At 64.6% G+C, this 12,547-nt stretch carries 10 protein-coding genes; 5 read left to right on the top strand and 5 right to left on the bottom strand.

Annotation, left to right across the window (positions count from 1 at the left end):
- Positions 1-133 precede the first annotated feature (133 nt).
- Entirely contained in the window at positions 134-1,027 is an 894-nt protein-coding gene (locus B0684_RS00250; RefSeq protein WP_018650648.1) for a glycosyltransferase family protein, read from the bottom strand.
- A gap of 109 nt (positions 1,028-1,136) precedes the next feature.
- Between B0684_RS00250 and B0684_RS00245 the strand changes: the two genes are divergently transcribed.
- Positions 1,137-2,147: a glycosyltransferase family 2 protein gene (locus tag B0684_RS00245; protein WP_018650647.1), complete on the top strand. Its 1,011-nt coding sequence runs from the start codon at positions 1,137-1,139 to the stop codon at positions 2,145-2,147.
- 14 nt (positions 2,148-2,161) lie between these two features.
- Here B0684_RS00245 and B0684_RS00240 read toward each other — a convergent pair whose 3' ends face one another.
- Both B0684_RS00240 and B0684_RS00235 read right to left on the bottom strand, forming a co-directional pair.
- On the bottom strand, positions 2,162-3,988 hold the full coding sequence (locus tag B0684_RS00240) for a hypothetical protein (RefSeq protein ID WP_018650646.1): 1,827 nt from the start codon (positions 3,986-3,988) through the stop codon (positions 2,162-2,164).
- Positions 3,989-4,010: 22 nt separating this feature from the next.
- Positions 4,011-5,453 carry a putative O-glycosylation ligase, exosortase A system-associated gene (locus B0684_RS00235; RefSeq protein ID WP_018650645.1) on the bottom strand — a complete coding sequence of 481 codons (1,443 nt, stop codon included), beginning with the start codon at positions 5,451-5,453 and terminating at the stop codon, positions 4,011-4,013.
- A gap of 205 nt (positions 5,454-5,658) precedes the next feature.
- On the opposite strand from B0684_RS00235, the gene B0684_RS00230 reads away from it, so the two are divergent.
- Genes B0684_RS00230 through B0684_RS00215 form a run of 4 tightly spaced genes read left to right on the top strand, consistent with a single transcriptional unit; the run spans position 5,659 to position 10,157 of the window.
- Positions 5,659-7,272: an acyl-CoA ligase (AMP-forming), exosortase A system-associated gene (locus tag B0684_RS00230; protein ID WP_018650644.1), complete on the top strand. Its 1,614-nt coding sequence runs from the start codon at positions 5,659-5,661 to the stop codon at positions 7,270-7,272.
- Positions 7,269-8,504 (top strand): pyridoxal-dependent decarboxylase, exosortase A system-associated, encoded by a 1,236-nt coding sequence (locus B0684_RS00225; RefSeq protein ID WP_018650643.1) that lies wholly within the window; start codon positions 7,269-7,271, stop codon positions 8,502-8,504. The genes B0684_RS00230 and B0684_RS00225 overlap by 4 nt, the downstream gene beginning before the upstream one ends.
- Positions 8,501-9,469, top strand: coding sequence for a GNAT family N-acetyltransferase (locus B0684_RS00220; RefSeq protein ID WP_018650642.1), 969 nt, complete (start codon positions 8,501-8,503; stop codon positions 9,467-9,469). The genes B0684_RS00225 and B0684_RS00220 overlap by 4 nt, the downstream gene beginning before the upstream one ends.
- Before the next feature lie 37 nt (positions 9,470-9,506).
- Entirely contained in the window at positions 9,507-10,157 is a 651-nt protein-coding gene (locus B0684_RS00215) for a GNAT family N-acetyltransferase (RefSeq protein WP_026313106.1), read from the top strand.
- Here B0684_RS00215 and B0684_RS00210 read toward each other — a convergent pair.
- Both B0684_RS00210 and B0684_RS00205 read right to left on the bottom strand, forming a co-directional pair.
- A complete protein-coding gene (locus B0684_RS00210) occupies positions 10,120-11,277 on the bottom strand; it encodes a GNAT family N-acetyltransferase (protein ID WP_018650640.1) in 1,158 nt (385 codons plus the stop codon). The two genes, B0684_RS00215 and B0684_RS00210, sit on opposite strands and share 38 nt — an antisense overlap.
- Positions 11,278-11,279: 2 nt before the next feature.
- Complete coding sequence (locus B0684_RS00205) at positions 11,280-12,275, bottom strand: polysaccharide deacetylase family protein (protein WP_018650639.1); 996 nt, start codon at positions 12,273-12,275, stop codon at positions 11,280-11,282.
- Positions 12,276-12,547: the final 272 nt, after the last annotated feature.

Genomic DNA, 12,547 nt, shown 5'->3' with positions numbered 1-12,547 from the left:
TGAATATCAGTCGAAACCGACATTGTTCTGTTTTCGCTTGCGCAGCGTGTCGGTCTCGGCCGGGTGTATTGTGTTTCCTGTCATGCGAACACCTGGTGTTTGTCGATTTGGTTAAGTGACTTTGGTGTATGGGCTATTTAGTCCAATCGGCCTTTAATTTCGAGGCGCCTTTCGTGGGTTGGTTGGCGCTGTCGACTTGGCTGCATATGTGTGAGTTGAAGTCGTGGATCTTGTTCTCTATTCGCTGGAGGCGATCCTGAAGAATGCGTTCGGCCCCTAATTGGAAATTACCTTTCCGTGAGAGTTGTTTCAGTTTGCGGGAAAAGGTGTTTCCCTTGAATCTCGCAAGGACCCAGCCATGGGGTGACCGGTGGGTGCGAGACCATATTGTCGGAAGCTTGTGGAATTGGACTTCAGTCTCAATGCTGGCTGACCAGTCATGCCACTTGCTCAGTAACATTTGGCGGTTCGTAATTACGGGTAGCCAGGGAACACGGAGTGCTTCGGCGGTGATCGCGCCGTGCATGGCGGAGCAGATGAGCTTGCGGGACCGTCCGATCTGGTCGATGACGCTGTCGCAAGGGGCTTCCGGATGAATGAAATGAACGCCGGCCTGCTCGCAAAGCTGGCGCATTCGTTCGGAGAAAAGGGCGTGATGCGGCATGAAGGCGCAGTCGATATCCTTTTTTCGGTTGAGGTCTTCGGTGCGGTGGAGGAGGATGCCGGGATCAGAGATGGCGAGTTTCGGGTCAAGGTTCAGGGAGGCGGCGGTCAAGGGACCCCGTACGAAGTGGACCGTCCAGCGCGCGATGGCTTCTGCAGGGACCGTTCCATAACCGAGGCCGCTGCCGAAGATGTGGAGAGTGCCCGAGGTGGGCAGGCGTTCGTTGAGCAAGGTGCCAATGCCGACAAATACCTCGTCGGATCCTGGCTCAGTCTCCAGTGGCGCATTGATGAAACGTGGCCAGAGGTAGTCGTTAAGGGCGTCCCCAAAGTTGGGGTGTTTACGATAGCTGTAGAGATACATCTCTGGCTCCAGCACAATCGGGTGGAATGCTTCCCGGATGTTGGGTTTGTAAGAAATGGCGGTGAGCGCCACGTGCTAGCCGCTTGATCCCCATGATGGAGTAGTCGCCTTGTCCGAGGGTCCTTTGAAGATCGCCGTGGTCATCCCGTATTTTCAGCGAGAGCGCGGTCTTTTGCGCCGTTGTGTCCAATCGGTTCTCGATTGGCGGGCTGGACTTTCGATATGCGTGATTGTGGTTGACGATGGTTCGCCCTTGCCGGCTGACGAAGAGATCGGGGACCTCCTGGATGATGGAGAGATCGTGATCGTCCGCAAGGAAAATGGTGGGCCTGGTGCGGCAAGAAACACCGGTCTGGATCATGTGCCTCGCGACATACCGTTCGTGGCATTTCTCGATTCGGATGACCAGTGGATTGGGCCGTTTCTGGGAGATGCGGTTCGCGCGCTCGGCCGGGGCTTCGACCTGTTCATTGGCGATACGCAACGAACAGGGATTTCCAGAACGCGGTTCCAGTGGGCGGATTCCCCGGAAGACAATATTCATCCCGAGGACCATCCGCTGATCGATCCGGAGCACGAACTTCACGAGTTTGCTGGTGACTTTTTCGATCTCCTGGTACGTCGGAGCAGCATCATTAGTGCGAATGCCATGGCATATCGGCTGGATCGATTTTCCAGGAACCGGTTTCCAGAGGGTCTGATGCAGGGCGAGGACCGGTTCTTCAAGCTGCAACTGGGGCAGTCGTTGCGACGCGTAGCATTTTCGCCCCGTATTTATGCCGACGAAGGCGAGGGCGTGAATATCTTCGACAAGTCGGGCTGGAAGACGGAAGGCTATGTTCGCCTGACATCCAACTACATCGCGCTCGCGCGCATGGTTCTTGAAGAGATTCGGCTGGATGAGAAGCAGCGGGCATTTGTGCGGGGACAGCTGGCGGACTCGCGGCGTTCTTTCGTCGCGGCCGTCTTGCACCAGCTGAGGCACCGTAAACCCCTGGACTGGTCTTTGGTGAGGGCGACGCTGCGTCGAGATCCGCTGGGGGCGGTCCTGTTCTTGCCGAACATCCTGGGCCTGGCCTTCGGACGCCTTGGACAAAAGGGTGGACGGCCAACGGCGTAAGCGATGTTGGGCGGCTAGCATGGCGCGTCCCGGTGCCGACTGGGCCATTCGAGTGTCAGTTCGGACATGTAAGTGCCTTTCAGGATGCTTTCGGGGCTCTGGCAAAACGCCATGCCACCGGCAATGGCGGAGGGCAAGGGCGTCTCGTGCCAGTCGCCAGATGAGTAATCGTGCTGGGCTCCGTTTACGGCTTGTCTGAACCCGCGATTCACCCGTTGCGTGTCGGTGACAGCGTGTCCGCCTGGGTTCAGGAGGGTGAGACCCTGTCGACCGCCGTATTCGAGGTTCAGCCGTTGCACGATGCAAGGCTTCTTCAGGGAAATGATCAGGGTGACAGTGCCGACGACGTCCCGGTGTGGCGCTCTCCGCAGGGCGGCGCGCCGGCCTAGCGCGCCATCCAGCAACCGCCAGTCGAGTGCTGCCAGGGTTCGCGCCGGTAGGCTTGTGTCGGCAAGGCGAAGCAAAGGGCGCGGGTGTCCCGAGAGCGTTACTCGCAAGCGTTCTTCCGAAGCCTCGCTTTCGCACTGTTCGAAGTCGGTGAGTCCGAACAGGCGGTCGTCGATCAGGAACACGGGCGTCCAGCCCGCCAGGGCGGGAGCCTCTAGCAGGGCTTTTACGGGTATTCGGGCAGGCGCAGGACACAGCACGTTCCCTTGCCAGGTCACGTGCAATGGCACGCCACCGGCATAACGCAGCTCCACGGTGTCGCGGCTGAAGGCCTGTGGAGGCTGCCCGTGCGTAGCGACCAGGGCAAGGGTGGCAGACGGTGTCCCGGCCCGGAGAAGCTCGGTCCCCATGTGGGCTGGCTGTGCGGCCTCGAGCGCATCGAGGTGGACGGCATGCTTGCGATCAGGGCGGTTCGTGCGACAGCGCGCCCATGCGACTATGGCCGCGGCCCAGGCGTTGTAGACCGACAGATGCATGTAGGGGTCCCAGCCTGTGCCCGAAATGGCGGTATCGGCGGGGTTCAGTGCCAGGAAGCCATCGGGTCGAATCTGGTCGGACCAGCGCCCAAGAAGGCCGCTCAACATCCGTCCGGATGCGGTGTCCTGGTGTGCGTCAGTTGCGGCCCCGAGCAGTAGCAGGCTCGCTACCATGCAGGCATCTCCAAAGAGCGCATGGCTGCTCCGGCCGAGGCCGCCAGCATGGCCGTGGCCGTCCCACACGTAGAGGCTCCATCGCAGCAGGCGCTCGATGGTGGGCCGCCATGCTTCCGGTTCGCCAAGCTCCGCGGCCATGACCGCCACGAATAACGCTTTGTGATGATAGGCCGCGGGTGTGGCCCCGCGTGCCGGTGTGCCGGGGCGGGCCGGGTAATCAACGAAGGCGCCGGAAGGAGTTGTCCAGCGGTCAAGGAGTCCGCGCAGGCGCGCATGCGCCCGGGGTTCGGCCTTGCCGTTGGCCTCCTGCAGTTCGCACAGCCGGGCCAGCAAGGTCCAATTGTTGGATGGGTAGCGGCGCGCCAACTTGCAGCCTTGAGCCAATGTCCGGCTGTGCGCCACTTCGCTTGCCCGTTCCCCGGATCGCTCGAGGTGCTCCGCGAGCAGGTTCAGCAGGAAGCGGTTGAACGGGGCGTGCCCGGTCTGTTGCGCGGGCAGGGTCGCCCATGCCTCCAGGGGGCGCCGCCATGTCTGCGAGTCGGGCCCATCCAGGATTGCAAGCGCGAGAGCGGCACCGGTTTGGCCGTAGTGATCTGCGGGTGTAGGGGCTTCATCGACTGGATCGTGCAAGCCACAGCCGGGCCGGATGTGTGTGCGTAATGCAGCGGCGAGCGTGTCGAGGCAAGGGTCCAACCCGGGTACTACCGGGTTGGAGGGAGGGATGATCGGTATGGCCCCCATCAGGTCTGCATCCGCAATCGAGTCAGCCCCTGGACGATGACGGCCCCATCAGGGTGCCGGACATCACCGTGTCCTTGCCGGTGGGGGCCGGTTCGGACTCGGGTTCGGGACCGGCATCGGAGCCTGGTTCCGATGCCGAGGAGGGCCGGGCGGATGCCGGGGCTGTGGCTGCCAGCGGGGCCTGTTCCAGTTCCCTGCGCATGATGACGGTCAGGGCGATAAAGGCATACAGCAGGTTGAAGTAGGCGACATCCAGGAAGATGCCGGATATCAGATAGCCCACGAGCCCAATCTGCAGGGCCCAGGCGTACTCCGACAGCCAGATCTCTCCGGTCCGTTGGCGCGCCGTGCGCCGGACCCGGTTGAGTGTGTGAAAGGTAAAGGCGATCAGTAGCAGGAATACGGTCAGGCCGCCGAACCCGTGTTGCCCCAGGATCCCGAAATAAACGCTGTGCGGGGATAGCACGTGGCGCCAGCCGCCCTCGAAATTGGCATACCCAATCCACCACTCGTAGCCCAGCGCGGCGTTGCGGAAGCCCATGCCAGTGAGCGGTCGTTCCAGCGCCATGTTCCAGGCTATGCCCCAGGACTGGATGCGTTGCATGGCGGAGGTGTCTTCCTCGTAGGTCTCGATCGTCTGCCAGCGCTCGACCAGTGGCTCCGGTGCAGTGACACCGACCACCGCTATCAGGAAAAAGCCGACGCCGACCATTAGCCATTTCCTCTGCATGTGCCAGAAGAGCAGGGGCACGATCGCGAGCAGGCCGACAAAAGCCCCGCGCGAGTGAGTGGCGAGGATCGCGATGGCGGTGAGCCAGAAGACGCCATAGAGGAACCAGCTGATGGGGCGCGAGAATCGACGGAGCAGGTCGAATCCGAGGTCGACCCACTGGTGATGGAACATGCGCGCGCTTGCCAGGATGAGTGGCAGCACCATGAGCATGGCCAGGCCGATGTAGGTATTGCCGGAAAGGTAGGAGCCAACGGGCCCAAGGACCATGTGAGCCCCGCCCGTCTGGATGGCGAAGATGCCGCCCTTGAATCCGTAGAAGGCGAGCGAGGCGGTGATCACCAGCAGCAGCCAGACAATGCGGCGCTCGCCGTAGATCAGCAGGGGGGTGATGAAGGTGATCAGCAGGATCTTCATGAAGTGGATCCAGAAGTCCCATGCGCCACTGGAATTCACCGCGAAGTGGCTGGTCATCGCGAAATACGCCGCCAGCGCGAACAGCATCACCGTCTCGCGCGTGAACGGAAACGGTTTGCGGTCCTTTGCCAGGAACAGTGCGATCAGGGTCGCCCCGCCGAAGTAGGTCGCCAGGGGCGCCCCGCGCATGAAGGTCCAGGTGTGCCACTGGGGCGCAAAGAGCCCGACCCAGAACCAGGCCAGGATTCCGATCCACGCGTAGCGCACGATCAGGGGCACGAGCACGACGACGATCAGGGCGAGCAGGTAATCACGCATGCAGTTCGAACCTCGCGCCGCTGTGGCCGGGACGGACGGAAAAGGGATGGCTCATGGCGCGTCTTTTCGGATGTTACACGCGGCGAGAGGCATTTAAGGCCGGGCCGACGAACGGACTACTAACGCTGCGGCCGGGTGGCGGCCAGCGGTGCAAAGTGCGTGGGGTATGATCGATCCGTCAGCCTCCGAGACCCCTTGGCGCCGAATGTCCTTTCTCCTGCACGATTCCGTATTGATGCAAGCCGAGCGCTCGGCGGCCGTGCCGGCCCTGCGCCATCGGGATGCCGTCGAGGACTACGCGACGCTGGCGGCCAGTATCGAGCGCTCGGCGGCGCGCCTTATGGGGTGCGGCCTGGAGCGTCAGGAACGGGTGGCGGTCTACCTCGACAAGCGGCCGGAGACGATTCACGCCCTGTTCGGTGCGGCTCGCGCCGGCGGTGTCTTCGTTCCGGTCAACCCGCTACTCAAGGCGGAACAGGTGGCGCACATCCTGCGCGATTGCAACGTACGCATCCTGGTGACCTCCGCGGACCGCCTGGCGGCATTGCGTGCGGCACTCGCCGGGTGCCCCGACCTGCACACGGTGCTGGTGGTGGGGCAGGAGCCGAGCCAGGACTCGGGTCAGGACTCGGGCGATGCCGGGGGCGGGCATGTGCGAGTGGACGCCTGGGATGCCGAGCCGGATCGCGATGGTTTGAGCGGGCACCGGGTGATCGATACCGACATGGCCGCGATCCTCTACACCTCCGGGAGTACTGGACGCCCCAAGGGGGTCGTGCTCTCGCACCGCAATATGGTCGCGGGCGCGCAGAGCGTGTCGACCTACCTGGACAACCGGCCGGAGGATCGCATCCTCGCGGTGCTCCCCTTCAGTTTTGACTATGGCCTGAGTCAGCTGACCACCGCCTTCCGGATCGGGGCCGAGGCCGTGTTGCTGAATTACCTGCTGCCGCGCGACGTGATCCGGGCCGTGGAGCGCGACGGCATCACCGGCCTTGCGGCCGTCCCGCCTCTGTGGATCCAGCTCGCCCGCCTGGAATGGCCGGAAGCGGCACGCGCCTCCCTGCGCTATATCACCAACTCCGGTGGTGCGATGCCGAAGGAGACACTCGCGGCCCTGCGTGAACAACTTCCTCGCACCGATTGCTACCTGATGTACGGATTGACCGAGGCATTTCGTTCTACCTATCTCCCGCCGGCCGAACTGGACAAGCGTTCCGGCTCCATGGGCCGGGCGATCCCCAATGCGGAGATCCAGGTGGTCCGCGAGGACGGCAGCCCCTGCGCCCCCGGCGAGCCGGGCGAGCTGGTTCACCGGGGTGCGCTGGTCGCCATGGGGTACTGGAATGATCCGGAACGCACGGCGGAACGTTTCCGCCCCGCGCCGGGCCAACCGTCCGGTGTGCCACTGACCGAGATGGCGGTGTGGTCCGGCGATACGGTACGCATGGATGCGGATGGGTTCCTCTATTTCGTTGGGCGCCGTGACGAGATGATCAAGACTTCCGGGTACCGCGTGAGCCCCAACGAGGTGGAAGAAGCGGTCTATGCCACAGGGCTGGTGGCGGAGGCCGCCGCGCTGGGGGTGGAACACGCGGGCCTGGGGCAAGCGATCGTGCTGGTGGCCCTGCCGCAGGCCCCGGGGCTGCGGGCGGATGACTTGGTCGACGCGCTGCGCCCCCATTTGCCGGGCTTCATGCTGCCGGCGCATGTCGGTTTGTGCACCGAGCCACTGCCGCGCAACGCCAACGGCAAGATCGACCGCAAGGCGCTTGCCAGCGAGTTTGGCGACCTGTTCCGGGAAGGGGTGCCGGCGTGAACGATACCCGCCCCGACCACAGCCCGATGGACCAGTTCAATGTCGTGGACGACTGCCTGCAAATCGGTGGCCAGTCGCTCGTGGATCTGGCCGCACGCGTCGGGCAGACCCCCTTTTATGCCTATGCCCGGGAGGCGATGACTCGCCGGGTCGCGCAGCTGCGCCGCAGCCTGCCGGAGGGCCTCTCGCTGCATTACGCGATCAAGGCCAATCCGATGCCGGCGGTCGTGCAGCACATGGCCGGGCAGGTGGACGGGCTCGACGTGGCCTCGCAGCGCGAGATGCAGGTGGCGCTCGATACCGGCACCGGCCCGGATGACATCAGCTTCGCCGGACCGGGCAAGTCGGTGCCGGAGCTGGAGGCCGCTGTCGCGGCCGGGATCACCATCAACCTGGAATCTCCCACCGAACTCGAGCGGGTCGGCGCGATTGCCGCGCGCACCGGCTATCAGCCCCGTGTCGCGGTCCGGGTGAATCCCGATTTTGAGCTGAAGAGCTCCGGCATGCGCATGAGTGGCGGCCCCAAGGCCTTCGGGATCGATGCCGAACGGGTCCCCGACCTGCTGGCCCGCATTGGCGAACTCGGGCTGCATTTTCGCGGTTTCCATATCTTCTCCGGCTCGCAGAACCTGCGACCAGAGACCTTGGTCGAGGCGCAGGGGCAGACGTTCGAGCTTGCCCTGCGTCTGGCCGAGTCCGCCCCGGGGCCGGTCGAGATGCTGAACATCGGCGGCGGCTTCGGTATCCCCTATTTCCCGGGCGATCAACCGCTGGATCTCGGGCCGGTCGCGGAGCACCTGGAAGGCCGTCTGCCTGCGGTGCGGGATGCGCTCCCGGATGCAGAGATCATTCTCGAACTGGGGCGTTACCTGGTGGGCGAAGCGGGCATTTACGTGGCCGAGGTTCTGGATCGCAAGGAGTCGCGCGGTCAGGTGTTCCTGGTCACCAATGGCGGCTTGCATCACCACCTGGCCGCTTCCGGCAACTTTGGCCAGGTGATCCGCAAGAACTATCCGGTGGTGGTGGGCAATCGCGTGCGCGGTACCGAGCGCGAGGTCGTGAACGTGGTGGGCCCTTTGTGCACGCCGCTGGACGTGCTGGCCCAGCAGATGGAACTGGCGCGCGCCGACGTGGGCGATCTGATCGTGGTGTTCCAGTCGGGCGCCTACGGCTACACCGCGAGCCCCACGCGCTTCCTCAGCCATCCGGAACCCGTGGAGATCCTGGTGTGAACGGCGCTATTGCCGCGCCCCCGGAAAGCCCGGCCCTGCCGCTGGCGCGCCAGACGGTGTATCTGCCTTTCCGCTTCGGGTATCGCACCCTGGCGGAGCCGGTGCGCACGATGCAGGTGCTGCAGCTTCCGTTTACCCGGATTCGTGCCGAGCATGCCGAAGAGATCCTGACGGCCGCACCGGACGAGGACTGCCTGATCCGCTCCATGCCGGTGGAGGCGCCCCTGCCCCGCGTCTCGCGGTTTCGGGGGCGATTGCGCTTCGTGCCACGCCAATACCAGCGCCATTTCATCGATTTGACCACCGGGTGGGACGCCTATCAGGGACGGTTCACCGCGAAGACGAGAGCGAGCATGCGCCGCAAGGTGCGCAAGCTGGCGGAGGCCTCCGGCGGCGCGGTCGACTGGCGCCAATACGACACGCCGGAGGGGATCCAGGAGTTTCATCAACTCGCCCGCGAGGTGTCCGCCCGGACCTATCAGGAGCGCTTGCTGGATGCCGGTCTTCCCGGGGGCAAGGCGTTCGTCGAGCAACTGGTGGAACGTGCTCGCGAGGGGCGGGTGCGCGGGTACCTGCTGTTTCTGCAGGGGCAGCCCATTGCCTATCTGTACTGTCCGATCGACGACGGGATTCTGCGTTACGCATTCCTCGGCTACTTGCAGGAGCATGCCGACCTGTCCCCCGGCACGGTCCTGCAGTGGCTGGTGCTGGAGGCGCTGTTCCACGAGGAGCGCTTTGCCCTGTTCGACTTCAGCCCGGGGGAAGGCGCGCACAAGTCCCTGTTTGGGAAGGACTCCCGCTATTGCGCCGACGTGTACCTGTTGCGCCCGTCCTGGCGTAACCGCGCCCTGGTGTACTCGTATCTGGCGGTCACGGACCTTTCGCGTCTGGCCAGTGATGTCCTGAGCCGCTTGCAGCTCAAGGGCCGGGCCAAGCGTCGTGCCCGGGCGGCCGCGGCAGGCTGAGGGGCGATCGCTCGTGCGCCGGCTGCGCCTGTCACCGATGACGTTCGAGGCATCCGCCCTGTGGCTGCTCAAGCGACTGACCGGTCTCCAGGTCCACTGGCTCTACGAACTGCGCGCGGACGCCACGGACGGCGGGAGTCCGCACGAGGGGCCGCCGGAAGTGTGCTACCACCAGTTTTGTGATGTGGCGGGGTTCGACGGTCTGCCCGAGGATCAGGCCCGGTCGATCGCGGGACACACCGGTCGCTCACCCCGGCGCCTGTTGCGCGAGGGCGGGCGCATCCATGCAATGGAGACGGGCGGACGGATCGTGTCGCAGCTGAATGTGCAGTTCGGCGCATTCGATGTCTCCACGCCGATTCCGTTGCGGTTCTCCCTGCCGGCCGAGGCGTTCTTTGTCTCCTTCCTGTACACGCCCGAATCCGAGCGCGGGCGGGGGCACGCCCAGGCACTGGTTCGGCATGCCTGCGAGATGCTGTTTCGGGAAGGCTACGGTCGTGCGTACTGTCATGTCCGCTCCACCAATATTGCCTCTCGTCGGGCATTCCGGCGCGCAGGCTGGCGGCCGGCGGGGATCATTGTCGCGACCACGTCCGGACGCCTTGTCGCCACCCCCGGTACCCGCCGGCGGGGCTTCGGCGTCACGCGCCTCAAACCCGCCGCAGAACCCTTCGGATCCGGTCCTTGAATTTCAGGCGTGCGGCGAGGGCAGAGAGGGTGTCAGAGAGTCTGTTGAAGCTGCCCAGCGAGGTGTAGAGGAGGGTCCCCCGCACGTTTCGGGGGAACAGGTAGAACTTGCCTTCGCGGCGCGACTGGTTCGAGAGTTTGCGCTTTGCCGCGTTGTCTCCGTGCAGCATGTCGACGCGCTGGATGGTCGGTGACAGCGAACAGAGGTCCTGGAGGGTCCGTGCTTGCAGCACAATGCCCGGATGCCATTCGGACCAGTCCGGGTCGTAGCCGATGTGGTGGCTGAAATAGGTGCCCTGAAAGACGAAGCCGACTCTCCAGGCGACCAGCTTCTGGTCCACAAACAAGCCGTAACATCGCGCGTAGCCGCGTTCGGCGGCGGCCTGCAGCATGCGCTCAATCCAGTGCCCTCGCTTTACCCCCAGTCCGAGCAGGCGGCTTTGGTAGGTGCGGGCCGATACGGGCTCGACGGTATCAAGAAACGCCGTGATCTCTTCCGGTCGGGAGAAGACATCCAGGCGTGCGCTTTGGCCGAAGTGTTCGCTGAATCGACGTTCACTGCGGCGGATGTCCTGGCGGGCCTTGCGTGGCAACGAGCCGAGATAGGCATCGAAGGTGCCTGGCAGGTCCGCCAGACGCCGCGTGTCTGTCTCGCCGCTTTGCAGTACGTGGTAGTGACGGCGGAGCTCGGCCGATTGCAGCGCCTGCCAGAGCGGTTCGCCTTCGACCACGCCGATCAGGAACACCACGCCGCGCCGGTCCAGGTGGCCTCGCAGCTCGCCGAGGACGGCCGTCAGGTCATCCTGCGACCAGTCGGGCAGGTTGCCGGTGAGTACATGGCGGCGGATCTCGATGCGCCTCAGGGCCATGCCACCGAGGACGAAGCTGAGGGCCCCGTCGTGGACATAGATGGGTAACTGGCGGGGGTCCCGCTCGGCCAGCAGCACGCTGCCGTGGCCGGGGTGCCGTATGGCGAGCAGCCACTCCGGGTCATGCTCCATCATCGTGCCCGGCGCCGGGGGCGTGAAGGTCTCGCTCGGCGAGGCCTGGCGCAGGACCCAGTTCGCTGCGCGGGCACGATCGTTCTGGTGGGTCGCCGTGGCGCTGGGGGAGCGGGCCATGCTCACACCCCGACCGAGGCGTGGTTGAGGCGGTTGACGAGGATGCGCCCCAGAGCCCGGTAGGCGGGGACATCGAGCGTGTCGTCATGGGGTGCTGCCGGCTCGTTTCCGAGTGTGCTCATGCAGGCCGCCTCCAGACCGGGCTGTTCCGCGACGAATTTGCACAGTCGTTTCAGGCGGTGACGATTGACGCGATCAAGGGTCGGCGACCGGGCGGCGTCGCCCCGGTGCTTCACGAACTCGAATGGGTGGGTGAGGACCACGACATCCGATACGCCCTGTTCGCGGGCCTTTTTCAGGACGGTCCGGGTCTCCGGCCAGGAGCATCCCGTGATCGTGAGGGTCTTGTAGTGGCGCTCGCCCCGCAGGCAAAAGTCCGTGTAGGTGGTGACCGGGAACTCGCGTATGCCGTCGATATCGTGATGTCCGGCGAATAAGTGCAGCTCGGGCTCGCGCGGGCGGTAGATCGCCAGGCCGATGTTCGAGGCGATCCCCATGCCGCAGCGGCGCATCGCCGCGTAGACGCCAAGCCCGACCTTGAGCCCGCCGGTACGCAGGACCGTGGGCGCGGGCAGGCCCCAGCGGGTGAAGGTGTCCTGGCCCATCCGGATCAGCCGAACCTGCTCGTCCTCGCTGCGGCGGGTGATGTCATCGTTCGGCGGATTCGTCTGCAGCTGTTGAGACCAGTTCGGCTGTTCGAAGTACGTCCAGCAGGGGTGCAGGTGGAGTTGCACGTCATGCCCCCGCGCGGCGATCTCGCGCGCGATGCCCCCCATGAGCTCGTCTCCGAAATAGCAGGTGTTCAGGGTCTCGACAAAGAAGGTGCCGCGAATGCCGTACTGCTCCAGGGTCTCCAGAAGATAGCCCAGACCTTCCGAGCGACCATGGCGCTCGCAGTAGACGGACGGCGGGCCGATCGGCCGCCGGCCCTGCGGGTCGGCAAAGGCCCCGCCGATGCTGAACTCGGTGTCGACCGTGATGTGGACACGGGTGGTCATGCGGCGCGGCGGTCCAGGGGTTCGGCGAGGTTGCGGGCCAGGCGCAGGCCGAAGCGCGGATGATGGAGCGGATCGGTGCTGATACTTTCGTCGGCCTTTTTCGTCAATACTCGGTTGGATCGATCGGGCCCCCGATGTGCCGGTTCCAGCTGAAGCGCATCGGTTTCGGACCGGCATCTGCGTGGAGCTTCAATGTGGCGGCCGAAGTAGGTCGGGTGGACCGAGGTCCCCTTCGGGGATTTCCAGGGTCCGCCAACGTTCCTGTAGCTCTG

Origin of the sequence: Thioalkalivibrio versutus, from assembly GCF_001999325.1 — a bacterium.
In the GTDB taxonomy this organism is placed as follows: Bacteria; Pseudomonadota; Gammaproteobacteria; order Ectothiorhodospirales; family Ectothiorhodospiraceae; genus Thioalkalivibrio; species Thioalkalivibrio versutus.
Note: the sequence above shows the minus strand (reverse complement) of the source record. Positions and strands in the feature narration are given on the sequence as shown.